The following is a 22760-nucleotide window of genomic DNA, read 5'->3' as shown; positions in this document are numbered from 1 at the left end:
CCGGCCGCTCGCCCGTTTCCGCCCGCTCGCCTGGTTCCGGTCGCGGCCCCTGCGGTCGCGGCTCGCGCTGCTCACCGCGTTCGCGGTGGCGGTCGCGGTGGCGGCGGTCTCGCTGGCCTGCTGGTTCGTGACGCGGGCCCAGCTGGAGGCGGAGCTGGACTCCTCGCTGCGCAGCAGCAGGCTGGAGGCCGCCTCCGTGCAGAACCTGCTCACCCTGTGCCGCCTGGGCACGACGCCGCCGCCGGTGGGCGGCTCGTACACCGTGCAGCTGCTCTTCGCCAACGGCAGCGTGTGCACCTCGGGCCAGGCCGCGATCCCGGCCGGCCCCGCCGACCTCGCGGTGGCGCGCGGCCAGCTGTCGTACGCGCTGCACACGGTGAAGGACGACGACGGCCGGGAGATGCGGGTCTACACCTACCCGCACGACGGCCCGCCCGGGCTCGCGGTCTCCGTCGCCCGCCCGCTCGCCGAGATCGACAACTCGATGTCCACCCTGCGCTGGGTGCTCCTCCTGGTCTCCGGGATCGGCGTCGTCGGCGCCGGCGCGGCCGGCCTGTGGGTGGCGCGGACCGGCCTCGAACCGGTGAACCGGCTGACCGGCGCCGTCGAGCACGTGGCCGCGACCGAGGACCTGACCGTCCGCATCCCGGTGGACGGCGAGGACGAGATCGCCCGCCTGTCGCGCTCCTTCAACGCCATGACGGCGGCGCTCGCGACCTCCCGCGACCGGCAGGCACAGCTGATCGCGGACGCCGGCCACGAACTCCGTACGCCCCTCACGTCGCTCCGGACGAACGTCGAGCTGCTCGCGCGGAGCGAGGAGACCGGCCGGGCGATTCCGCCGGACGACCGGCGGGCCCTGATGGCCTCGGTGAAGGCGCAGATGACGGAACTGGCGGCCCTGATCGGCGACCTCCAGGAGCTGGCGCGCCCGGACACCGTACGGCCCGGCCCCCTCGAAGTGGTCCCGCTCCACACCATCCTGCGCGCGGCCCTGGACCGGGTGCGGCTGCGCGGCCCGGAGCTGACCTTCGTCACGGACCTCGCGCCCTGGTACGTACGGGCCGAGCCGGCGGCGATCGAGCGCGCCCTCGTCAACGTCCTGGACAACGCGGTGAAGTTCTCGCCGCCCCGGGGCACGGTCGAGGTGACCCTGATGCGCGGCGAGCTGACGGTCCGGGACCACGGCCCCGGCATCCCGCCGGACGAGCTGCCCCACGTCTTCGACCGCTTCTGGCGCTCCCCGTCGGCGCGCAGCCTGCCGGGCTCGGGCCTGGGCCTCTCGATCGTCGCCCGTACGGTCCACCAGGCGGGCGGCTCGGCGAGCCTCGCCCCGGCCCCGGGCGGCGGCACGGTGGCGACGGTCCGCCTGCCGGGCGCGCCGACTCCGCCGCCGGAGCGCTGACGACCGGAGCGCTGAAGACCAGAGCACTGAAGACCGGAGCGCTGAAGACCGGAGCACCGGAGAGCGTCGCCGCCTCCGTCGGCCGAAACCCGGAGGCGGCCGACGCGAGCCGCGGGGCACAGTGTCGCCATGGACGACGAACGCGGCCTCGCCCCCGACGGAACGATCGCGCGCGAAGGCGCCCTGGAGCGGGTGCCCGAGGCGTTCGCGCCGGTCGTCGAGGCCGCCCGCGCCCGGATCTCGGGAACGTTCGGCCCGGACCGCCTGCACAGCGCCTACCTGTACGGCAGCGTTCCCCGCGGCACCGCGACCCCGGGCGTCTCCGACCTCGATCTCCAGCTCGCCCTCCACGACGAGCCGACCGCGGCCGACCGCGCCGACGCCCGTGCCGTCGAGACCGCGCTCGACCGCGACTTCCCCCAGACCGACGGCGTCGGCATCCTGCTGTCCGGCACGCGACTCCTGCTCAGCGAGGCCGAGCGCCACGACGCGGGCTTCTTCGTCGCCTGCCTCTGCACCCCGCTCCTCGGCCCCGACCTCGCCGACGGGCTCCCCCGGTACCGCCCCACCTCGCTCCTCGCCCGCGAGACGAACGGCGACCTCGCCCGCCTGCTCCCCGGCTGGCGCGACCGCGCGGCCCGGGGCGACGACCGCCGCGCCCTCGGCAGAAGGGTCGGGCGCCGGCTCGTCCGTACCGGGTTCACCCTGGTCATGCCCCGGTGGGGCGGCTGGACCAGCGACCTCGACCGGTCCGCCGCGGCCTTCGCCGGCTTCTACCCGGAGTGTGCCGAGCAGATGCGCCTCGCCGTGGCGACCGGCCGCGCGCCCTCGCCCGATCCGGCGGTCCTCTCCGTGCTCATCGACGACCTGGGACCCTGGCTGGCGGCCGAGTACACCGCCGTCCACGGCGAGAAGGCCTCGCGCTCCGGCTAGTTGCGGCTAGTTGCGGCTAGTTGTGCCGGAGCAGGGCCTCGACGAGGCCTGACCGGGTGTTCGGGTAGTCCATGGGGACGATCCCGAGCCCGGTCCGCCCGGCGGCCTCGGCGCCGTCGAGCCAGGAGTGGACGCGGGGGTTGAGCCGGTCGGCGTTCCAGCGGGGCGGGAGCGCGGCGGCGGTCGACACGTAGTTGACGTACAGCTTCCCGGGCTGGGCGACGGCCTTCCTGAAGTGAGCCTCGATCTTGGGGTACTTGCCGAACGGCTCGGCCATGTAGTCGTCCTGGATGTCGAAGAGCGAGCCGTCGCCGTAGCGGACGCCCGGCAGTCCTCCGTTGTCGGCGAGCAGGACGACCCGGCCGCGGGCCTCGCCGAGGAGCGGCAGGCCGTCGCCGATCCGGAAGAGGGAGCGCCAGCCGCGCGCGTCGAGGTAGTCGTCGAAGACGGCGCGGAAGGTCGCGTCGGACTCCTCCGAGTACTCCTGCTTGACGCGCATGAGGACGGTCTCGGAGGGGTGGGCGGCGAGGAAGGCCTGGCAGGCGACGAGGACGTCCCCGAACATCAGGTTCTGGTACGAGGCGCCGTGGTGGATGGCGAAGGACCCGCCGGTCACCCGGCACCGGACGTCGAGGAACCGGATCCCGCTGTCCAGCTGCTGGGCGATGGTGCTGTTCTGGCACTCGGTCCAGGGGCCGCCGTAGCGGGCGCCGGAGTCGTGGGTCCCGGGGATGGTCAGCTGCCGCAGGGCCGTACCGTCCCCGTGCGCCGCCATCCAGGCCCGTACGTCCACGGCGGACGCGGCGGGCGCCCCGAGCATCACTGCGGCCCCGGCGCCGAGGGCACCCACGAGAAAACGTCGTCGCTCCATGAGCCGGATGATGTCAGGGTCACGACAAACACACCAGGGGTCTTCCGGACGTACGCGAAAGGGGGCGGCGACCCGTCGGAACGGTCCGCCGCCCCCTCGCTCAGGGGCCCGGAAGGGCTACTTGACGACCGTGATGCGGCCCGTCGCCGGCGGAGCCAGCGGCGCGGTGGCCGAGGAGTGCGCCGCCAGGTAGGCGGTGAACATGTCCAGGTCGGACGCGCCGACCAGCTTGTTCTTGTGCTCCTTCAGGACGGCGAAGCCGTCGCCGCCACCGGACAGGAACTCGTTCATCGCGACCCGGTAGGTCTTCGCCGGGTCGATCGCCTCACCGTTCAGCCGCACCGAGTCGACCACGATCCGGTCGGCACCGGTCTTCGTCATGTCCAGGGTGTACGTGAAGTTCCTCGACACCTGGAGGATCTTCGGGGCCGCCAGGTTGAGGCCGCTGACCTGCTGCTGGAGCGTGGTGACGAGCTGGGCGCCGGTCAGGTCGACCGCCGTCATCATGTTGGTGAACGGCTGGACGGTGTACGCCTCGCCGTAGGTCACGACCCCGTCGCCCTCGGCGCCGGACGCCTTGTGGGTCAGCGGCGCGCGGACGCCGCCCGGGTTCATCAGGGCGAGCTGCGCACCGCCCTTGTCCGCCGGGGCCATGCCCTCCAGCTGCGCGTCCGCGATCAGGTTGCCCAGCGGCTTCTCGTACACCGCCACATCGAGGGGGTTCTCGATGTCGGCGGAGATGTGGCCGACAGGACGCCCGGCGATCGGCGCGGCCAGGTCCTTCCAGCGCTTGATCAGCTTGCCCATGTCGTCGGCCGGCTTCACGTCACGGGTGACGACGTGGTTCGCGGAGGCGACGGCGGTGCGGACGATGTCCTTCGTACGACGGTCGTAGGTGAGCGTCGTGTCGGTGTAGAGCCGGCCGAAGGAGGCCGCCGAGGTGACCGTGCGCGGCTTGCCCGCCGGGTCCGCGATGGTGCACGCGTAGGCCTGGTGGGTGTGGCCGGTGACCAGGGCGTCGACCTGCGGGCTGACGTTCTTGGCTATGTCGACGATCGGGCCGGAGATGCCGTTGCCGGGACCCGGGCTGTCACAGTCGTAGTTGTACGCGCCCGAGGCCGGCAGGCCGCCCTCGTGGAGCAGGGCGACGATCGACTTCACGCCCTTGCGCTCCAGCACCTTGGCGTACTTGTTGATCGTCTCGACCTCGTCGCCGAACTTCAGGCCCTTGATGCCCTCGGCGGACACGATGTTCGCCGTGCCTTCGAGGGTGACGCCGATGAAGCCGATCTTGACGCCGTCGCGCTCCCAGATGAAGTACGGGTCGAGCAGCGGCTTGCCGGTCTTCTCGTTCGTCACGTTGGCCGCGAGGTAGGGGAAGTCCGCCCCCTTGAAGGTCTTGTCCCCTTCGAAACAGCCCTCGGTCGGGTGACAGCCGCCGTTCTGCATGCGGGCCAGCTCGCGCGCGCCCTCGTCGAACTCGTGGTTGCCGACCGAGCTCACGTCGAGCTTCAGCTTGTTCAGCGCCTCGATGGTCGGCTCGTCGTGGAACAGCCCGGAGACCAGCGGCGAGGCGCCGATCATGTCGCCCGCGGCGGCGGTGACGGAGTACCGGTTGCCCTGGCGGGCCTGCCGCAGGTGCGTGGCCAGGTACTCGACGCCGCCGACGTCGTTGACGGTTTCGGTCGTGCCGTCCTCTTTGAGGTGGGTGAGCCGGCCCGACGAGCCGGTCGGCGGCTCCAGGTTGCCGTGGAGGTCGTTGAAGGACAGCAGCTGGACGTCGACCATCCGGCCCCAGCCCTTGCCGTTCCCGTACGCGCTCTCGCTCCCGGCGGCGAACTCGTCCCCGGCGGCCCCCGCCGACGACGGCATCGCGGCGAACAGAGCGCCGACGGTCGCGAGTCCCGCCCCGGCGGCCAGAATGCGCCGCCCGGTCTTGTTCTTCCGCTTGTTCCCCGGTGTCGCTGCCATCTTTCCCCTTTGCCCCTTGCCCCTTTTTGCGGCGTTGATCTACTCCCCCGTCTGCCGGTGCAGCCTAGAGTCAACGCGCGTAGCGCAACAGGGGGTAGCGGGTTACAAGACAGTTGCCGCCGCCTTTCCCCGGGGCGGCGGTACGTCACCGTAGGCTCGTACCCATGACTTCCGACGCGGCGCCGGCCATCGAACCCGGACGGCAGATCCACACGTATGACGAGCTCTCCCCCGAGCAGATCCAGGACGTACTGGAGCTCCTTGAGGCCGCCGACCGGGCCGACGGGCTGCACGCCGTGTCCGAGCAGGGGCGCCTCTACCTGCGGCACGGCCGCCGCGAGGGCGTGCGCCACTTCCTGCTCTCCGTCGGACCGCACCTCTACGGCTACGCCCAGCTGGAGGAGACCGACCCGATCGAGGCCCCGGCCGCCGAGCTCGTCGTCCACCCGAGCCACCGGGGCCGCGGCCACGGCCGGGCGCTCGGCACCGCCCTGCTCGGCGCGTCCGGCAAGCGGCTGCGCGTCTGGGCGCACGGCGGCAAGTCGGCGGCCCGGCACCTCGCGCAGGTCCTCGGCCTGACGCTCTTCCGCGAACTGCGCCAGCTGCGGCGGTCCCTGACGCCGCTGGACATCCCGGATCCGGTGCTGCCCGAGGGCGTCACCGTCCGGACGTTCGTCCCCGGCCAGGACGACACGGCCTGGCTCGCCGTCAACGCGACCGCCTTCGCGCACCACCCCGAGCAGGGCTCGCTCACGCAGCGCGACCTGGACGACCGGATGGCCGAGCCGTGGTTCGACCCGAAGGGCTTCTTCCTGGCGGAGCGTGACGGGAAGCTGATCGGCTACCACTGGACGAAGACGCACGCCGAGGAGCAGCTCGGCGAGGTGTACGTGGTCGGCATCCTGCCCGAGGCGCAGGGCGGCGGCCTCGGCAAGGCGCTCACGGCGATCGGCCTGCGGTACCTGGCGGCGCAGGGGCTGCCGACGGCGATGCTGTACGTGGACGCGGACAACACGGCGGCGGTGACGGTCTACGAGCGGCTCGGCTTCGTGACGCACGAGGTGGACCTGATGTACCGCACGGAGTCCTGACTCTCCTTCAAACCCTTTGAGGGCAGGGGGCGGTTGACACCGCCCCCTTCTTTCCACCACCCTTTCACTACTTGATTAGTGAAAGGGTGGTGAAAGGGAACGTGGTCGAGTACCGCATCGACCGGCGCAGTGGCGTCGCCACCTACCTCCAGATCGTCCAGCAGACGAAGCAGGCCCTCCGGATGGGCCTCCTGGAACCCGGCGACCGACTGCCCACCGCACGCGAGGTCGTCGAATCGACGGCCATCAACCCCAACACGGTCCTCAAGGCCTACCGCGAGCTCGAACGCGAGGGCCTCGTCGAGGCCCGCAGAGGCCTGGGCACCTTCGTCCGCACCACACTCGGCACGGGCCCCGCCGACTCGCCCCTCCGCGGCGAACTCGCCGACTGGGCCCGCCGCGCCCGCGCCGCGGGACTGGACCGCGAGGACGTGTCCGCGCTCTTCACATCCGTACTGAAGGAACACTTCGAGGGGGACGACGCATGACGAGAGACGGCATCGCGCTGGAGGCCGGTCTCCTGGGCAAGAAATACGGAGGGAGAGGCCGCGGCTGGGCCCTGCGGGAGTGCGAGTTCGCCCTCCCCGCCGGTCGGATCTGCGCCCTCGTCGGCCCCAACGGCGCCGGCAAGTCCACCCTCCTCGCCCTCGCCGCCGGGCTCCTCCGCCCCACCGAGGGCACCATCGAGGCCCCCGCGCGCGAGCACCTCGCGTACGTCGCCCAGGAGAAGCCGCTCCACCCCCGGCTCTCCGTCGCCGACACCCTGCGCATGGGCCGCGAGCTCAACCCGGGCCGCTGGGACGAGACCGCCGCGCAGCGCGTGGTGGCCGACGAACTCGACCCGCACGCCCTCGTACGCGACCTCTCCGGCGGCCAGCGCACCCGCGTCGCCCTCGCGCTCGCCCTCGGCAAGCGGGCCGAACTCCTGCTCCTGGACGAGCCGATGGCCGACCTCGACCCGCTCGCCCGCCACCAGCTGATGGGCCTGCTCATGGCCGACGCCGCCGAACACGGCACGACCGTCGTCATGTCCTCGCACATCCTCACCGAGCTGGAGGGCGCCTGCGACCACCTGCTCCTGCTCCACGGCGGCCGGATCCGCCTCGACGGCGCCGTGGACGAACTCCTCGCCGCCCACACCCTGCTCACGGGCCCGGTCGCCGACCTCGCCCCGCACGCGGTCGTCGAGTCCCGCACGACGGGCCGTCAGCTCACGGCCCTCATCCGCCACGAGGGCCCGGTCGAAGGGCCCTGGAAAACCCAGGAACCCTCCCTGGAGGACCTCCTCCTCGCCCACCTCCGCGCCCCCGAAGGAGCCTCGGCATGAGCACGCTCGCCCTGAAGGGCCCCTCCTGGGTGACGGTCCGCCAATACCGGCGGACGCTGTGGCTGGCGGGCGCCGGAGTCCTGCTGAGCCTCGTGGGCATGGTCTGGGTCCGCTACTGGGACAGCAGAACGGTCGGTACGAACGGGGTCCACGCCCACTCCCTCCTCCGCATCGCCGTGGACTGGGCCCAGACCGGCATGACCGTCGTCCCCTTCCTCGTCGGAGCGTTCGTCGCCGGCCCGATGGTGGCGCGCGAGCTGGAATCGGGCACGTACAAGCTCGCCCTCACCCAGTCCGTCTCCCCCGCACGCTGGCTCGGCACGAAGCTCGCGGTCGCCGGCGCCGTGACCGCCGTCGGCACGATCACCCTGATCGGCGCCTACCGGCTCGGCTGGGCGAACCTCGGCGACACCTCGTCCTTCCTCTGGTACCAACCGGGAACGTACGTGTCCACCGGACCCGTCCTCGTCGCCCAGTCGCTGTTCGCGCTCGCCCTCGGCTCCCTGATCGGCCAGCTGGTCCGCCGCACCGTGACGGCCATGGCCCTCACCGGCCTCGTCACCGGCCTCGTCCTGCTCGTCATCGCCTCGCTCCGCTGGTCGCTGATTCCGGTGAAGACCCTGACCGGGCCTCTCCCCGGAACCCACGGCATCTCCGTGGACATCGCCTCCCGCGGGACCGAAACAGGCCTGCTCACCGCCACCGGGGAACGCCTGCCGAGCCACGCCTGCTTCGACCGGACCGAGCATTGGGACGTCTGCCCGGCCGACATGAACGTCACCGGCAGCTACTGGGACTACCACCCCGCATCCCACTTCTGGCCCACCCAGCTCATCGAGACCGGAATCGTCCTCGCCCTCGCCGCCCTCGCGCTGTACGCCGCCTTCCGCGTCCTGCGTGCCCGACACGCGTAGACCCGCACGCCGCACGCCCGGGGCGGGGCCCTGACACGGCCCCGCCCCCGATTCCGGGACGACATGTCGTCGTTACCGGCCATTCAGACGCGCTTGCGACGCTCACGCAATGAAGCGCTCCGTGACCACGCCCGGCAGGGCGGTCCTCCCCAAGGGGAGACTTCCCTCCCCCACGGCCCGCTCCGACGCGCCCGATGACCCCTTCGCGCGGAAGAATGGGGCCATGAGCCAGCAGCCCGCCGAGGTCCCGGTCCAGTCCTCCGCCACGCCGTCCGCCCAGACGTCCGCCCAGTCGTCGGCCCAGACGTCATCCCAGACGTCCGCGTCCTCGTCCGCCCGGACGTCCGCCGCGTCGTCCCTCGGGTCCATAGCCGCACACCGCCCGCAGGCCATGGACAGCGCCGACGCCGCCATCGTCGCCGACGTGGACGCCGATCCCGACACGTACGTCGCCGACGGCTCCCTCGGCGACGAGCTGCCGCAGGGCCGCTTCCTCGACCGGGAACGCAGCTGGCTCGCGTTCAACGAACGCGTCCTCGAACTGGCCGAGGACCCCACGACCCCCCTCCTCGAACGAGCGAACTTCCTCGCGATCTTCGCCTCGAACCTCGACGAGTTCTTCATGGTCCGGGTCGCCGGTCTCAAGCGCCGCATCGCCACCGGCGTCGCCACCCGCTCCGCCTCCGGCCTCCAGCCCCGCGAGGTCCTCGAACTCATCTGGACCCGCTCGCGCGAGCTCATGGCCCGGCACGCCGCCTGCTACCAGCAGGACGTCGCACCGGCCCTGGCCGACGAGGGCATCCACCTGATCCGCTGGCCCGAGCTCACGGAGAAGGAGCAGGCGCGGCTCTTCACCCTGTTCCGGCAGCAGATCTTCCCCGTCCTCACCCCGCTCGCCGTGGACCCGGCGCACCCCTTCCCGTACATCTCCGGCCTGAGCCTCAACCTCGCCGTGGTCGTCCGCAATCCGGTCAGCGGCCACCGCCACTTCGCGCGCGTCAAGGTGCCGCCGCTGCTCTCCCGCTTCCTGGAGGCCTCCCCGCAGCGGTACGTCCCCCTGGAGGACGTCATCGCGGCGCACCTGGAGGAGCTGTTCCCCGGCATGGAGGTGCTCGCGCACCACATGTTCCGGGTGACGCGGAACGAGGACCTGGAGGTCGAGGAGGACGACGCCGAGAACCTCCTCCAGGCCCTGGAGAAGGAGCTCATGCGGCGCCGCTTCGGCCCGCCGGTCCGCCTGGAGGTCGAGGAGTCCATCGACCCGTACGTCCTCGATCTCCTCGTGCGCGAGCTGAAGGTCTCCGACGCCGAGGTGTACCCGCTGCCCGGCCCGCTCGACCTGACCGGTCTCTTCGGCATCGCCGGGCAGGACCGGCCTGAGCTGAAGTTCCCGAAGTTCGTCGCGGGCACGCACCGGGACCTGGCCGAGGTCGAGTCGGCGTCCGCGCCGGACATCTTCGCGGCGCTGCGCGAGCGGGACGTGCTGCTGCACCACCCGTACGACAGCTTCTCCACCTCCGTGCAGGCCTTCCTGGAGCAGGCGGCGGCCGACCCGGACGTCCTCGCGATCAAGCAGACGCTGTACCGGACGTCCGGCGACTCCCCAATAGTGGACGCCCTCATCGACGCCGCCGAGTCCGGCAAGCAGGTCCTCGTTCTCGTCGAGATCAAGGCCCGCTTCGACGAGCAGGCCAACATCAAGTGGGCGCGGAAGCTGGAGGAGGCCGGCTGCCACGTCGTCTACGGCCTCGTCGGCCTGAAGACGCACTGCAAGCTGTCGCTGGTCGTCCGGCAGGAGGGCGACCTCCTCCGCCGGTACTCGCACGTCGGCACCGGCAACTACCACCCCAAGACGGCCCGCCTCTACGAGGACCTCGGCCTGCTCACCGCCGACCCCCAGGTCGGCGCGGACCTGTCCGACCTGTTCAACCGGCTCTCCGGCTACTCGCGCCGCGAGACGTACCGGCGGCTGCTCACCGCGCCCAAGTCGCTGCGGGACGGTCTGGTCTCCCGGATCACCAAGGAGATCGCCCACCACCGCGCCGGCCGGCCCGCGTACGTCCGGATCAAGGTCAACTCGATGGTCGACGAAGCGATCATCGACGCCTGCTACCAGGCCTCCCGGGCCGGAGTGCCGGTCGACATCTGGGTCCGCGGCATCTGCGCCGTGCGCCCCGGGGTCACCGGCCTCTCCGAGAACGTCCGGGTCCGCTCGGTCCTCGGCCGCTTCCTGGAGCACTCCCGGATCTTCGCCTTCGGCAACGGCGGCGAACCCGAGGTCTGGTTCGGCAGCGCCGACATGATGCACCGCAACCTGGACCGCCGGATCGAGGCCCTCGTACGGGTCTCGGACCCGGCCCACCGGGCTGCCCTGACCCGGCTCCTGGAGACCGGGATGTCCGACACCACCTCCTCCTGGCACCTCGGCCCCGACGGGAACTGGACGCGGCACGCGACCGATCCCGAGGGCCGGCCGCTGCGGCACGTCCAGGAGATGCTCATCGACGCGCGGAGGCGCCGGCGTGCACAACCTTGACCCCCTGCGGGACGTCACGGCGGGGGAGGTCGTGGCCCCCTATCTCCATGCCCGGGCCGCGGACTTCCTCCGCGGCCTGCGGATCCACGGCGAAAGCGGCTCGGACGCGGCCGGTACGGACGAGGCCGCCCGTACGCTGAGAGCCGCCGCCCGCCGGATCAGCGGCACCCTCCACACCTTCCGGCCGCTGCTCGACGCCGCCTGGGCCGACCAGCTGCGGACCGAGCTCGCCTGGCTCTCCGGGACCCTGGCCCTGGAGCACGCCTGCACCTCCCGGCTCGTCCGGCTGGTGGACGCGCTGTCCCGTCTGTCGAGCAGCGGCGGCCCGGTGCCGGCCGCCCGCGGCGGCGGAACGGCGGCGGGCGCGACAGCGGGCGCGACGACACGCACCGGGGCCGGCGTCGGGACGAGTGCCGGAGCGGGACTCACCGTCGGCGCCGCCCGGGCCGGCGCCCTCCTCGACCGCCAGCTGACCCTGGCCCGTACGCGCGCCCACTCGGCGGCCCTCCAGGCCCTCGGCTCCGCCCGCTTCCACGCGGTCGCCGACGCCGTCGCCCTCCTCGCCTCCGAGGTTCCCCTCGGCCCCGCGGGCTCGGCCCCCGCCATGGAGGTCGTGGACGCGCCCGCCGCGGTCGCCGAGCGGCGCCTCCTCGAATCGGTGGCCGCGCTCCCGCTGACCCGGGCGGCCCACCCGTACAACGCCGACGCCCTCGCCCTCGCCGCCGGCGAGACCCAGGACGCGCCCTGGCACCGGACCCGGCACCTGCTGCGCCTGCACCGGTACGCCTCCGAGGTCCTCCACACCGGCGGCGAGCCCGACCCCGTCCTGTACGAGTCCGCCCGCGCCCTCGACCGGCACCGCGACGCCGCCGAGGCCGCGGCGGCCGCCGCCGCGGCGGCCCGCACCCCCCGGATCGCCCCGGCGACGGCGTACGCCCTCGGGGTCCTCCACGCCGACCAGCGTCACGAGGTCGAAGCGGCCCGCTTCGCCTTCCAGCACGCCTGGCGCAGAGCGACGGCCCCGGTCCCGTGAGCACCGCTCCCCTCCAGGAACCGATCCGCGCCGCCGGATGCGTGCTCTGGCGCCCGGCGGTTTCCGGCCACGGCATCGAGATCGCCCTCGTCCACCGGCCGAAGTACGACGACTGGTCGCACCCGAAGGGGAAGCGGAAGCGCGGGGAGACCGCGGAGGCCTGCGCGCTGCGCGAGGTCCTGGAGGAAACGGGCCGGCGCTGCGCGCTCGGCCCCCGCCTCCCCACGGCCCGCTACCCGGTGGCCGGCCGCCCCAAGGAGGTCGTCTACTGGGCGGCCCGGGCCCTCGACGGCGCCTTCGCGCCGAACCGCGAGGTCGACCGCCTCGCCTGGCTGCCCCCGGGCGAGGCCCGCGCCCGCCTCACCCAGCCACGAGACCGCGAACTCCTGGACGCCGCCATGGCCACCTCACGCCACTGACACCCCGTACGGAGTACCCGCACCCGGCCTTACGGCACGGTTCACTTTCCGTTCACTCTCTTCCGTCGACCGCTTCACCTGTTCTGCCTAATTTCGGACTCACACGGTGCACGAAGCGCAACAGTGCACCACCACCCGACACACGCCGCCGTAGAACGAACAGGACACTGGGTCCGCGGCAAGGCGGCTTCTGGAAGGAACACCCGAAAGTGAAGCTTTCGCGCAAGAACGGGCTTCGCGCCTCCGCGATCGGTGCCCTCGTCGTCTCCGGCGCCCTGGTCCTCTCGGCGTGTGGCTCGGACAACAACACGGAGACCCCGGCGAAGGAAGGCGGCAAGACCACGACCTCCGCCGCCGCGTCGAACATCTCCTGTGAGGGCGCCAAGGGCAAGCTGCTGGCCGCCGGCTCCAGCGCCCAGCGGAACGCGATGGACCTGTGGGTCAAGAACTTCCAGGCCGCCTGTGAGGGCGTCGAGATCAACTACCAGGGCATCGGCTCCGGTGGCGGCATCACCAAGTTCAACCAGGGCCAGGTCGCCTTCGCGGGCTCCGACTCCGCCCTGAAGGACGAAGAGGTCGCCGAGTCGAAGAAGGTCTGCGCGGGCGGCACCGGCGTCAACCTGCCGATGGTCGGCGGCCCCATCGCCATCGGCTACAAGCTGGAAGGCGTGGACAACCTCGTCCTCGACGCCTCCACCATCGCCAAGATCTTCGACAACAAGATCACCAAGTGGAACGACCCGGCGATCACCAAGCTGAACCCGGGCGCCAAGCTTCCCGACTCCAACATCCAGGCCTTCCACCGCTCGGACGAGTCGGGCACCACCCAGAACCTGGGCAAGTACCTCTCGACCGCCGCCCCGGCCGACTGGAAGCACGACCCGAAGTCGAAGTCGTGGCCCGCCGAGGGCGGCCAGGCCGCCAACGGCTCCTCCGGTGTCGCCACCGCGGTCAAGGACGTCGAGGGTTCCATCAGCTACATGGAGCTCTCGTACGCCGCCGCGAACAAGTCCTCCACGGTCAGCATCAACACCGGCGCCTCCGCCCCGGTCGCCGCCACCTCGGAGAACGCGTCCAAGGCCATCGCCGCCGCCAAGGTCAAGGGCACGGGCAACGACCTCGCCCTCTCCCTCGACTACAAGACCAAGGCCGAGGGTGCCTACCCGATCGTCCTCGTCACGTACGAGATCGCCTGCGACAAGGGCAACAAGGCGGAGACCCTGCCGACCCTGAAGGCGTTCCTCACCTACACCGCGAGCGAGGAGGGCCAGAAGGTCCTCACCGACGCCGGCTACGCCCCGCTCCCGGCCGAGATCGCGGCCAAGGTCCGCGCGATCGTCCCCACCCTGTCCTGACCCCCGGCCGGGTCCGGCCCCTCACCACAGGGGCCGGACCCGGCATCCGGTGCACCGCCGCCAGGAGCCCGCACACCCGTACGGGCACCGCAGACCGGAGAAGCAGATGGCTACCACCACACCAGACATACAGAGGAGCCGGCGCGCCAAGAGCGCGTCCCGCCCCGGGGACCGCATCTTCAGCGGTCTGTCCCGAGGCTCCGGCATCACCCTCCTCGTGATCATGGCCGCGATCGCCGGCTTCCTCAGCTACCGTGCCGTCCTCGCCATCTCGAAGGACAGCACCAACTTCTTCACCACCTTCGAGTGGAACCCCGCCGGCAGCCCGCCGGTCTTCGGCATCGCCGTCCTCGCCTTCGGCACGATCGTCTCCTCGATCATCGCGATGGCCATCGCCGTGCCGGTCGCGATCGGCATCGCGCTCTTCATCTCGCACTACGCGCCGCGCAAGCTGGCCAAGCCGCTCGCGTACGTCGTCGACCTGCTCGCCGCCGTGCCCAGCATCATCTACGGCCTCTGGGGCGCGATCTTCCTCGTCCCGTACCTGGACGGCCTCAACCAGTGGCTCGACGAGTACCTGGGCTGGACGTACATCTTCGACAAGGCCGGCGACGGCCCCGCCCGCAACCTCTTCACCGTGGGCATCCTGCTGGCGATCATGATCCTTCCGATCATCACCAACGTCACCCGCGAGGTCTTCCTCCAGGCCCCGAAGATGCACGAAGAGGCCGCCCTCGCCCTCGGCGCCACGCGCTGGGAGGTCATCCGCATGTCGGTGCTGCCCTTCGGCCGCTCCGGCATCATCTCCGCCTCCATGCTGGGCCTCGGCCGCGCACTCGGCGAGACCATGGCCGTCGCCGTGGTCCTCTCCCCCAGCTTCCTCATCTCGGGCCACCTCCTCGACCCGGGCGGCGGCACCTTCGCCCAGAACATCGCCGCCAAGTTCAACGAGGCCAACGAGTTCGGCCGCGACGCGCTCATCGCCTCCGGTCTCGTCCTCTTCGTCATCACCCTGCTGGTCAACGGCGCCGCCCGCTGGATCATCGGCCGCCGCAAGGAGTACTCGGGGGCCGCGGCATGAGCCACGCCATACAGGAACGTCCGGTCTCCGTCGCACCGCGCCGCGGATCCCTCTCCCACGCCCGCCTCCCGCGCTGGACCCCGGCCGCCGTCGCCGCCTTCTCCATCGCCGCGGGCATCGGGATCGGCCTCGCCGCCGGCTGGCACAGCAAGGTCCAGTGGGGCATGATCGCCGGCCTGCTCTTCGTCCTCACGACGTACGCCGTCACCACCAAGGTCGAAGGCAGCCGCCAGGCCAAGGACCGCGTCGCCACCAGCCTCGTCTGGGTCTGCTTCGTCCTCGCCGTCATCCCGCTGCTCTCCCTCGCCTGGGTCACGATCAGCAAGGGCATGGAAGTCCTCGACGTCTACTTCCTGACCCACTCGATGAACGGCGTCCTCGACACCGAGGCCGGCGGCGGCGTCTACCACGCACTGCTCGGCACCATCGAGCAGGTCGGCATCGCGACCCTGATCGCGGCCCCGATCGGACTCCTCACCGCGGTCTACCTCGTCGAGTACGGCGGCGGGAAGCTCGCCCAGGCCGTCACCTTCTTCGTCGACGTCATGACGGGCATCCCGTCGATCGTCGCCGGCCTCTTCATCCTCGCCACCTGGAACCTGATGCTCGGCTTCGGGCCCTCCGGTTTCGCCGGCGCGATGGCCCTCGCCATCCTGATGATGCCGGTCGTCGTCCGCTCCACCGAGGAGATGCTCAAGCTCGTCCCGAACGAGCTCCGCGAGGCCTCCCTCGCCCTCGGCATCCCCAAGTGGCGCACGATCCTGAAGGTGGTCCTGCCCACCGCGATCGGCGGCATCACCACGGGCGTCATGCTCGCGGTCGCCCGCATCACCGGTGAGACGGCCCCCGTCCTGCTCCTCGTGTTCGGTACGAAGCTCATCAACCCGAACCCCTTCGAAGGCGCCCAGTCCTCCCTGCCGCTCTACGTGTACGAGCAGTACGCGGTCGGCACCGACGCAGCCGTGTCCCGCGCCTGGGCCGCAGCGCTCGTCCTGATCGCCTTCGTCATGATCCTCAACCTGGTGGCCCGCGGCATCGCCCGCTGGAAGGCCCCGAAGACCGGCCGCTGACCGCGGCAAATTGGAAGTGATCCCCATGGCCAAGCGAATCGACGTCAGCGGCCTCTCCGCCTACTACGGCGCCCACAAGGCGATCGACGACATCTCGATGACCGTCGAACCCCGCTCGGTGACGGCCTTCATCGGCCCCTCCGGCTGCGGCAAGTCCACCTTCCTGCGCACCCTGAACCGCATGCACGAGGTCACCCCCGGTGGCCGCGTCGAGGGCAAGGTGATGCTGGACGACGAGAACCTGTACGGGAGCAACGTCGACCCGGTCGCCGTGCGCCGCACGGTGGGCATGGTCTTCCAGCGCCCCAACCCCTTCCCCACCATGTCGATCTTCGACAACGTGGCGGCGGGCCTGCGCCTGAACGGCAAGTACAAGAAGGCCGCGCTCAACGACATCGTCGAGAAGTCCCTCAAGGGCGCGAACCTCTGGAACGAGGTCAAGGACCGCCTGAACAAGCCGGGCTCCGGCCTCTCCGGCGGCCAGCAGCAGCGTCTGTGCATCGCACGGGCCATCGCCGTCGAGCCGGACGTCCTCCTCATGGACGAGCCCTGCTCCGCCCTCGACCCGATCTCCACCCTCGCCATCGAGGACCTGATCGGCGAGCTGAAGGAGCGCTTCACGATCGTCATCGTGACGCACAACATGCAGCAGGCCGCCCGCGTCTCCGACCGCACGGCCTTCTTCAACCTGGCGGCCGTCGGCCAGCCCGGCAAGCTGATCGAGCTGGACGACACCGAGCGCATCTTCTCCAACCCGAGCGTCCAGGCGACCGAGGACTACATCTCCGGCCGCTTCGGCTAAACCGCTCGCCCCCCCCAAGACCGTCTTTCGGTGCTGCATGGCGGTGCCACCGTGAAGACGAAAGGGCCCGGCTCCCCCACAGGGGAGCCGGGCCCAACCATTTGCCTCGACGGCATCAGCCGAAGAACAGCTGCACCACGTAGTAGCTCGCGGCAGCGACCAGCGCCGCCGCCGGCATGGTGATGAACCAGCCCAGGATGATGTTCTTGGCGACACCCCACCGCACCGCGTTGACGCGCTTCGTCGCGCCCACACCCATGATCGCGGAGGTGATGACGTGCGTCGTCGAGATCGGCGCGTGGAACAGGAACGCCGAGCCGAACATGATCGACGCACCCGTCGTCTCCGCCGCGAAGCCCTGCGGCGGGTCCAGCTCGATGATCTTGCGGCCGAGCGTCCGCATGATGCGCCAGCCGCCCGCGTACGTACCGAGCGAGAGCATCACGGCACAGGCGATCTTCACCCACACCGGGATGTCGTCGCCGGACTCCTGCACATCGGCGATGACCAGGGCCATCACCACGATGCCCATGGTCTTCTGCGCGTCCTGCAGACCGTGGCCGAGCGCCATGCCGGCCGCCGACACCGTCTGCGCGATACGGAAGCCCCGCTTGGCCTTGTGCGGGTTGGCCTTGCGGAACATCCACATGATCGCGCACATGACCAGGTAACCGACCACGAGGCCGACCACCGGCGAGATGAACATCGGGATGACGACCTTGTCGAGCACCCCGCCCCAGATCACCTCGGTGCCACCGGCGAGCGCCGCGCCCACCATGCCGCCGAACAGCGCGTGCGAGGAGGAGGACGGCAGACCGAAGTACCAGGTGACGAGGTTCCAGATGATCGCGCCCACCAGCGCGGCGAAGAGGATGCCCATCCCCTTGTCGCCGGTCGGGGTCTCGATGAGCCCCTCACTGACGGTCTTGGCGACCCCGCTGCCCATGAAGGCACCCGCGAGGTTCATGACCGCCGCCATCGCCAGCGCCGCCCGGGGGGTCAGCGCACGGGTCGACACCGAGGTGGCGATGGCGTTGGCGGAGTCGTGGAAGCCGTTCGTATACGTGAAGCCGAGCGCGACACCGATGGTCACGATCAGAGCGAAGGTGTCCACGAAGCTCAGGACTCCTTGACCGCGATGGTCTCCACCGTGTTGGCGACGTGCTCGAAGGCGTCGGCCGCCTCTTCCAGCACATCGACGATCTGCTTGAGCTTGAGCACCTCGATGGCGTCGTACTTGCCGTTGAAGAGCTGCGCGAGCAGCTTGCGGTGGATCTGGTCGGCCTGGTTCTCCAGGCGGTTGACCTCGATCCAGTACTCCGTGAGGTTGGCCATCGTCCGCAGGTTCGGCATGGCCTCGGCGGTCAGCTCCGCCGCCCGCGCCAGCACCTCGATCTGCTGCTCGACGCCCTTGGGAAGCTCCTCGACGTTGTAGAGGACGACCAGGTCGACGGCCTCCTCCATGAAGTCCATGATGTCGTCGAGGGACGACGCGAGGTTGTAGATGTCCTCGCGGTCGAAGGGTGTGATGAAGGAGGAGTTCAGCTGGTGGAAGATCGCGTGGGTAGCGTCGTCGCCGGCGTGCTCCGCTGCCCGCATCCGCTCCGCGATCTCGGCCCGGGCGGAAGGCTCCGCGCCGAGCAGTTCCATCAGGAGCTTGGAGCCCGTGACGATGTTGTCCGCGGACGCGGCAAACATGTCGTAGAAGCTCGTCTCCCTGGGGGTCAGACGAAATCGCACGTGAGGTCCTCGGGGTGCTGGGTTTCGGTCAGGCTGATGCTAGGCGCATCATCCGGCCACGGCTAACCGGCGTCCTCTCAGTGTCGCCCATCAGGCACAGTGAACTGCACGGGCCCCCGCCCGGACCGGCGGGGATCGGTACCATATACCCACGAGGGGTATACACCCCCTTTCTGGACAACGGGAGGACGCGATGACGACCACCGAGGCGGACCAGGTCACCCCCGAGACCGTCGAGGCTGTCGGGGCCGTCGAGCCTGCCGACCACGACCACGGCGTGCACGGCTACCACAAGCAGAAGGACGAGCACCTCAAGCGGCTCCGCCGGATCGAGGGCCAGATCCGCGGTCTCCAGCGGATGGTCGACGAGGACGTCTACTGCATCGACATACTCACGCAGGTCTCGGCGTCGACGAAGGCGCTCCAGTCCTTCGCGCTCCAGCTCCTGGAGGAGCACCTGCGGCACTGCGTCGCGGACGCGGCCGCCAAGGGCGGCGAGGGCATCGACGCCAAGGTCGAGGAGGCCACAAAGGCCATCGCCCGCATGATGCGCACCTGAGCGGGCCCCTTCTGCGCGGCGGGGGGCCGTACGGTCAGCGTTCCCGTACGGCCCGCTCGGCCGCCACCCTCAGGATCTCGTCGATCCGGTCGGCGCTGAGGCGCTCCCCGTCCGCGGCGGACGCCGCGATGATCAGTTCGCCGCACAGTTCGATCTCGGCGAGGGCGACGCAGTCCGGGTCTGCGGGGATGGTCGCTGTACCGGGCGGGGCCACGTGCGGTCACCTCTTCCTGCCGGCGTCTGTCTCCCAGGGTTCCCGGCGGTCTCCCAGCGTAGGGAGAGCGCCACCCAGCGCGCATGACACGTCCGGACCATTTGGCGATGGTCCGAACCACCCGGGCCCGGCCGCGGCCCTGCTCAGGCCTTGATCTTCCCGGCGTAGATGTCCCGCCGGTCCGGCAGCGTCACCTGGACGCGGACCCCGAAGCCGTACAGCAGGGTGGTCGACGCGACCGCGACCGTACGGCCCTGGTTGCTGAAGCTGAACTGGTGGCGGACCTTCCGCAGCCGGCCCTCCGCGTCCAGATACGCGTCGAAGGGCACCGTGTCCTTGGCGAACCCTTTCGCCGCCGCGGCGAGCGCCCCGCGCAGCTGCGGCGAGGCGACGCGTGCCGCGTGGGCGATGTCGGCGACGCCGCGGTAGTGGCCGACTTTCACCCCTGCCAGCTCGACCTCGCCGAGGTACGTGACCTCCCGGGCGCCCCGCAGCAGCTCCGCCGCGGCCGCCGGGTCGGTGGCCCCGCCCGTGACGAGGTTCCCGTCGTCGAGGGCCGTGGTGTCGACGCGGACCCACTTGTCGGCGGGCACTCCCGCGCCCCGGTTCTTCATGTAGAGGGCGCCGGGGGTGAGGAGCTCGGTGATCGGCCGGTGCTCGTCGGTCCCGGCCGCGTCCTTGGGCAGCACCACCTGGAGCCGGCCGGTGCGGCGGCGGAAGTCGTAGCCGCCCTCGCCGCGGATGGTGACCCGGGTCCCGCCGGCGGCCATCTCCATGGAGGTGCTCGCCTTGGAGGTCCCGGCCCTGGTCAGCGCGTCGGCGGCGTTCCGTACGGCGAGGAGCGGGTCCACCGCCGGCTTCGGGTCTTCCGGTGCGGCGCAGCCCGCGACCGCCGAACCCCCGACGAGTGAGCCGACCAGGGCGGCGGTGACGGCGAACGCCCCGCTCCCGCGACCGTGCGGACGCCCGTACCCCTGCACCACCATCGCCTGCCAACCCCCAACGCCTCACCGCTGTTTGCCCGGGACCCGCACGTCCCCGGATCCCGCGGGCTCGGGGACACCCGCTCCGCATAACGACGGCCCGGGCGAGCCGTCACGCGCAGTACGGTGGTCGTGTGCATGCGCAGTCCTCCCCTCACGCGACCACGACGACGGAGCGCGGCTCGTTCGCGCTGGCCAGGTGCAGCTGCGGCTGGTCGGGGCCGGCCCGCAGATCGCGGGACAGAGCCCGTACGGACGCCTCGGAACATCTCCGCACGACATCCCCCGAAGGCCCCTGAGGCCCTAGGTCCTTGAGGCCTTGAGTTCCTAGGCCGCGAGGTCGTTCTGGTCCGTGCCGGTGGCGGGGCCGCCGAGCCGGGGCTCGGGGATGCCGACGGCCTCCGGCCTGCGCGGTTCCGGGGCGCGCCGGGAGCGGACGAGCCGGGCGCCGCGGCCGGAGCGGGCGACGGCGGAGACGAGCGGGGTCAGCAGGGCGAGCGCGACGGGGGCGAGGAGCAGGGCCACCGCCGTACCGAGGGCGAATCCGCCGATCACGTCGGTCGGGTAGTGCACGCCCATGTAGACCCGGGCGAAGCCCTCGGCGAGGGCGAGGCCGATGGCGGCGAGGCCGAACTTCCGGTGGGCGACGAAGAGGCCGACGCCGAGCGCCATGGCCATGGTGGCGTGGTCGCTGACGAACGAGAAGTCGGTCTTGCCCGCGACGAGGACGTCGAGGCCCTGGTGGTCGTTGAAGGGCCGGGGGCGCTCGACGAAGCCCCGGATGGGGATGTTGACGAGAAGGGCGATACCGGCGGCCAGCGGGGCCCAGACGAGCCCGGCGACGGCGGACACGGAGTCCCCGAGGGTGCCGCTGCGACGGACGCTCCACCAGCACCAGAGCACGACGAGGACCATCCCGAGCATGATCCCGTACTCGCCGACGAACTCCATGACGCGGTCGAACCACGGCGGAGCGGCCTTCGCGAGGCCGTTGATGTCGTAGAGCAGGCTGACATCGGGGTTGGAACCGTCCGATGCGAGTCCAGCCATCTGCTGCGGCCCCTTGCTTCTCGTGTCTGTCTTCCCACCCCCGTGGTCAGAGCGTTCGGATCAGGGAACGAACTGCCTGAGGCGCGCGTTCCGCTGTCGCCGGTGGATCATGAGGACGTTATCGAAGAGTGACGGTTCACCGCAGCTCAGGGCCACTGCATGACGGAGAGTTCCGGCCATGTCCCTTACGACCCGACGGTCCGTCTCCTGCCCCTACGTCTGCGGAAGATGGGTGGGCAGCGCGGCGGCGCCTTCCTTGGTGACCCGGGTCGCACCGAAGTAATCGGGGGTGTCGATCCGGTCGAAACGGATCACCGCACCGGTGCGCGGGGCGTCGATCATGTACCCGCCGCCGACGTAGATACCGACGTGGCGGATGGCCCGCGAGTTCGTCAGATCGTCGGAGAAGAACACGAGATCGCCGGGGAGGAGCTCGTCCCTGCTCGGGTGCGGCCCGGCGTTGTACTGGTCGTTGGCGACGCGCGGCAGCTCGATGCCGACGTTCTCGTACGCGGCCTTGGTCAGCCCGGAGCAGTCGAACCGGCCATTCTGCGCGGCCGTGCCCGTACCGCCCCAGAGATAGGGGGTGCCGAGCTTCTGCTGGGCGTAGTGGATGGCGCCGGCGGCCTGCCGGGAGGGCTCGACGCGGCCCACCGGCCGGGCGAAGCTCTTCTCCAGGGAGCGGATGATCCGCACGTAGTTCTGCGTCTCGCTGATGGGCGGCACCCCGCTGTGCCGGATGACCCGGTACGCGCCCGCGTTGTACGCGGCCAGCATGTTGTTCGCCGGGTCCCCGGGCACGTTCTTCACGTAGCCGGCGATCTCGCAGTCGTACGAGGCGGCCGAGGGGATCGCGTCCGCCGGGTCCCAGATGTCACGGTCCCCGTCGCCGTCCCCGTCGATGCCGTGCCCGGCCCAGGTCCCCGGGATGAACTGGGCGATGCCCCGCGCGTCGGCCGGGGAGACGGCCCGCGGGTTCCAGCCGCTCTCCTGGTAGAGCTGCGCGGCGAGCAGGGCGGGGTTGATCGCGGGGCAGAGGTTGCCCCACTTCTGCACGAGCCCCTGGTAGGCGGCGGGGACCGAGCCCTTGGCCAGCCCCACGGTGCCGTTCTTGCCGCTGCCCGCTCCGCCGATGAGACCCGCCGCCGCGGAGTACGTCCCGACGACGAGCAGGGCGACGAAGCCGAGGCAGACCCCGAGGGCCCCACCGGCCACCAGCCACGCCTTGCCAGCCTTACGCACCGTCAACCACCCCTTGGCTCTTGGCAGTACGCCCCGGAGTCAGTCTAGGCGGCGAGGGGCCCGACGGGGTGGTTGCGCGACGTGCCGTCAGTTCTTCCGCAGGACGCGCACCGACGACCGAACCGGCGGCGCGACGGCGCCCCAAGAGTGCAACAACGACAATC

At 71.1% G+C, this 22760-nt stretch carries 23 protein-coding genes; 14 read left to right on the top strand and 9 right to left on the bottom strand.

The features are described from left to right. The first annotated feature begins 49 nt into the window (after window positions 1-49). Both ACFC0G_RS33875 and ACFC0G_RS33870 read left to right on the top strand, forming a co-directional pair. Window positions 50-1405: a sensor histidine kinase gene (locus ACFC0G_RS33875; RefSeq protein ID WP_376411221.1), complete on the top strand. Its 1356-nt coding sequence runs from the start codon at window positions 50-52 to the stop codon at window positions 1403-1405. 129 nt (window positions 1406-1534) lie between these two features. After that, window positions 1535-2338: a nucleotidyltransferase gene (locus tag ACFC0G_RS33870; RefSeq protein ID WP_376411004.1), complete on the top strand. Its 804-nt coding sequence runs from the start codon at window positions 1535-1537 to the stop codon at window positions 2336-2338. A 16-nt stretch (window positions 2339-2354) separates the two neighbouring features. On the opposite strand, the gene ACFC0G_RS33865 is transcribed toward ACFC0G_RS33870, so the two are convergent. Continuing rightward, complete coding sequence (locus ACFC0G_RS33865) at window positions 2355-3209, bottom strand: phosphatidylinositol-specific phospholipase C (RefSeq protein WP_376411001.1); 855 nt, start codon at window positions 3207-3209, stop codon at window positions 2355-2357. A gap of 117 nt (window positions 3210-3326) precedes the next feature. Further along, on the bottom strand, window positions 3327-5180 hold the full coding sequence (locus ACFC0G_RS33860) for a bifunctional metallophosphatase/5'-nucleotidase (RefSeq protein ID WP_376410999.1): 1854 nt from the start codon (window positions 5178-5180) through the stop codon (window positions 3327-3329). 164 nt (window positions 5181-5344) lie between these two features. Between ACFC0G_RS33860 and mshD the strand changes: the two genes are divergently transcribed. The 11 genes from mshD to pstB all read left to right on the top strand — a co-directional run bounded on the left by mshD (window position 5345) and on the right by pstB (window position 16808). Then, window positions 5345-6271: a mycothiol synthase gene (gene mshD / locus ACFC0G_RS33855; RefSeq protein WP_376410996.1), complete on the top strand. Its 927-nt coding sequence runs from the start codon at window positions 5345-5347 to the stop codon at window positions 6269-6271. Between the two features lie 101 nt (window positions 6272-6372). Next, window positions 6373-6759 (top strand): GntR family transcriptional regulator, encoded by a 387-nt coding sequence (locus tag ACFC0G_RS33850; RefSeq protein ID WP_376411219.1) that lies wholly within the window; start codon window positions 6373-6375, stop codon window positions 6757-6759. Next, window positions 6756-7598: an ATP-binding cassette domain-containing protein gene (locus ACFC0G_RS33845; protein ID WP_376410994.1), complete on the top strand. Its 843-nt coding sequence runs from the start codon at window positions 6756-6758 to the stop codon at window positions 7596-7598. Before ACFC0G_RS33850 ends, ACFC0G_RS33845 begins: the two co-directional genes overlap by 4 nt. Next, window positions 7595-8512 (top strand): ABC transporter permease, encoded by a 918-nt coding sequence (locus ACFC0G_RS33840; protein ID WP_376410992.1) that lies wholly within the window; start codon window positions 7595-7597, stop codon window positions 8510-8512. The genes ACFC0G_RS33845 and ACFC0G_RS33840 overlap by 4 nt, the downstream gene beginning before the upstream one ends. Before the next feature lie 223 nt (window positions 8513-8735). Next, complete coding sequence (locus ACFC0G_RS33835) at window positions 8736-11048, top strand: RNA degradosome polyphosphate kinase (RefSeq protein ID WP_376410989.1); 2313 nt, start codon at window positions 8736-8738, stop codon at window positions 11046-11048. Further along, complete coding sequence (locus ACFC0G_RS33830) at window positions 11035-12081, top strand: CHAD domain-containing protein (protein WP_376410986.1); 1047 nt, start codon at window positions 11035-11037, stop codon at window positions 12079-12081. The genes ACFC0G_RS33835 and ACFC0G_RS33830 overlap by 14 nt, the downstream gene beginning before the upstream one ends. Then, window positions 12078-12500 (top strand): NUDIX hydrolase, encoded by a 423-nt coding sequence (locus ACFC0G_RS33825; protein WP_376410983.1) that lies wholly within the window; start codon window positions 12078-12080, stop codon window positions 12498-12500. Before ACFC0G_RS33830 ends, ACFC0G_RS33825 begins: the two co-directional genes overlap by 4 nt. Window positions 12501-12709: 209 nt before the next feature. Continuing rightward, a complete protein-coding gene (pstS, locus tag ACFC0G_RS33820; RefSeq protein ID WP_376410980.1) occupies window positions 12710-13855 on the top strand; it encodes a phosphate ABC transporter substrate-binding protein PstS in 1146 nt (381 codons plus the stop codon). 106 nt (window positions 13856-13961) lie between these two features. Next, window positions 13962-14936, top strand: coding sequence for a phosphate ABC transporter permease subunit PstC (pstC, locus tag ACFC0G_RS33815; protein ID WP_376410977.1), 975 nt, complete (start codon window positions 13962-13964; stop codon window positions 14934-14936). Continuing rightward, window positions 14933-16006, top strand: a complete 1074-nt coding sequence (pstA, locus tag ACFC0G_RS33810; protein WP_376410974.1) for a phosphate ABC transporter permease PstA — start codon at window positions 14933-14935, stop codon at window positions 16004-16006. The genes pstC and pstA overlap by 4 nt, the downstream gene beginning before the upstream one ends. Window positions 16007-16031: 25 nt before the next feature. Continuing rightward, window positions 16032-16808 carry a phosphate ABC transporter ATP-binding protein PstB gene (gene pstB, locus ACFC0G_RS33805; protein ID WP_376410971.1) on the top strand — a complete coding sequence of 259 codons (777 nt, stop codon included), beginning with the start codon at window positions 16032-16034 and terminating at the stop codon, window positions 16806-16808. Window positions 16809-16923: 115 nt separating this feature from the next. On the opposite strand, the gene ACFC0G_RS33800 is transcribed toward pstB, so the two are convergent. Together ACFC0G_RS33800 and ACFC0G_RS33795 are read right to left on the bottom strand one after the other, a co-directional pair. After that, window positions 16924-17922, bottom strand: coding sequence for an anion permease (locus ACFC0G_RS33800; RefSeq protein ID WP_376410968.1), 999 nt, complete (start codon window positions 17920-17922; stop codon window positions 16924-16926). A 5-nt stretch (window positions 17923-17927) separates the two neighbouring features. Beyond that, window positions 17928-18548, bottom strand: a complete 621-nt coding sequence (locus tag ACFC0G_RS33795; protein ID WP_327163361.1) for a DUF47 family protein — start codon at window positions 18546-18548, stop codon at window positions 17928-17930. 193 nt (window positions 18549-18741) lie between these two features. Between ACFC0G_RS33795 and ACFC0G_RS33790 the strand changes: the two genes are divergently transcribed. Beyond that, on the top strand, window positions 18742-19107 hold the full coding sequence (locus ACFC0G_RS33790; protein ID WP_317597654.1) for a metal-sensitive transcriptional regulator: 366 nt from the start codon (window positions 18742-18744) through the stop codon (window positions 19105-19107). Between the two features lie 34 nt (window positions 19108-19141). Here the strand turns inward: ACFC0G_RS33790 and ACFC0G_RS33785 are convergent, their stop codons facing one another. From ACFC0G_RS33785 to ACFC0G_RS33765, 5 genes are all read right to left on the bottom strand, one after another. After that, window positions 19142-19321 (bottom strand): hypothetical protein, encoded by a 180-nt coding sequence (locus tag ACFC0G_RS33785; protein ID WP_376410963.1) that lies wholly within the window; start codon window positions 19319-19321, stop codon window positions 19142-19144. A gap of 143 nt (window positions 19322-19464) precedes the next feature. Next, entirely contained in the window at window positions 19465-20307 is an 843-nt protein-coding gene (locus ACFC0G_RS33780; protein ID WP_376410960.1) for a hypothetical protein, read from the bottom strand. Between the two features lie 151 nt (window positions 20308-20458). Next, complete coding sequence (locus ACFC0G_RS33775; protein WP_376410957.1) at window positions 20459-20581, bottom strand: hypothetical protein; 123 nt, start codon at window positions 20579-20581, stop codon at window positions 20459-20461. A gap of 50 nt (window positions 20582-20631) precedes the next feature. Continuing rightward, window positions 20632-21354, bottom strand: a complete 723-nt coding sequence (locus ACFC0G_RS33770) for a phosphatase PAP2 family protein (protein WP_376410954.1) — start codon at window positions 21352-21354, stop codon at window positions 20632-20634. Window positions 21355-21567: 213 nt separating this feature from the next. Further along, window positions 21568-22596, bottom strand: a complete 1029-nt coding sequence (locus tag ACFC0G_RS33765; RefSeq protein ID WP_376410951.1) for an NlpC/P60 family protein — start codon at window positions 22594-22596, stop codon at window positions 21568-21570. Window positions 22597-22760 lie beyond the last annotated feature (164 nt).

The organism is Streptomyces sp. NPDC056169 (assembly GCF_042268445.1).
In the GTDB taxonomy this organism is placed as follows: Bacteria; Actinomycetota; Actinomycetes; order Streptomycetales; family Streptomycetaceae; genus Streptomyces.
This window is presented reverse-complemented; position numbering and strand designations above follow the sequence as displayed.

Bases quoted from the DNA above. Each gene is read 5' to 3' on its own strand.
- ACFC0G_RS33770 (WP_376410954.1), bottom strand. From the start codon at position 21,354: ATGGCTGGACTCGCATCGGACGGTTCCAACCCCGATGTCAGCCTGCTC.
- ACFC0G_RS33870 (WP_376411004.1), top strand. From the start codon at position 1,535: ATGGACGACGAACGCGGCCTCGCCCCCGACGGAACGATCGCGCGCGAA.
- pstA (WP_376410974.1), top strand. From the start codon at position 14,933: ATGAGCCACGCCATACAGGAACGTCCGGTCTCCGTCGCACCGCGCCGC.
- ACFC0G_RS33790 (WP_317597654.1), top strand. From the start codon at position 18,742: ATGACGACCACCGAGGCGGACCAGGTCACCCCCGAGACCGTCGAGGCT.
- ACFC0G_RS33860 (WP_376410999.1), bottom strand. From the start codon at position 5,180: ATGGCAGCGACACCGGGGAACAAGCGGAAGAACAAGACCGGGCGGCGC.
- ACFC0G_RS33865 (WP_376411001.1), bottom strand. From the start codon at position 3,209: ATGGAGCGACGACGTTTTCTCGTGGGTGCCCTCGGCGCCGGGGCCGCA.
- ACFC0G_RS33845 (WP_376410994.1), top strand. From the start codon at position 6,756: ATGACGAGAGACGGCATCGCGCTGGAGGCCGGTCTCCTGGGCAAGAAA.
- ACFC0G_RS33835 (WP_376410989.1), top strand. From the start codon at position 8,736: ATGAGCCAGCAGCCCGCCGAGGTCCCGGTCCAGTCCTCCGCCACGCCG.
- ACFC0G_RS33840 (WP_376410992.1), top strand. From the start codon at position 7,595: ATGAGCACGCTCGCCCTGAAGGGCCCCTCCTGGGTGACGGTCCGCCAA.
- ACFC0G_RS33780 (WP_376410960.1), bottom strand. From the start codon at position 20,307: ATGGTGGTGCAGGGGTACGGGCGTCCGCACGGTCGCGGGAGCGGGGCG.
- mshD (WP_376410996.1), top strand. From the start codon at position 5,345: ATGACTTCCGACGCGGCGCCGGCCATCGAACCCGGACGGCAGATCCAC.
- pstC (WP_376410977.1), top strand. From the start codon at position 13,962: ATGGCTACCACCACACCAGACATACAGAGGAGCCGGCGCGCCAAGAGC.
- pstB (WP_376410971.1), top strand. From the start codon at position 16,032: ATGGCCAAGCGAATCGACGTCAGCGGCCTCTCCGCCTACTACGGCGCC.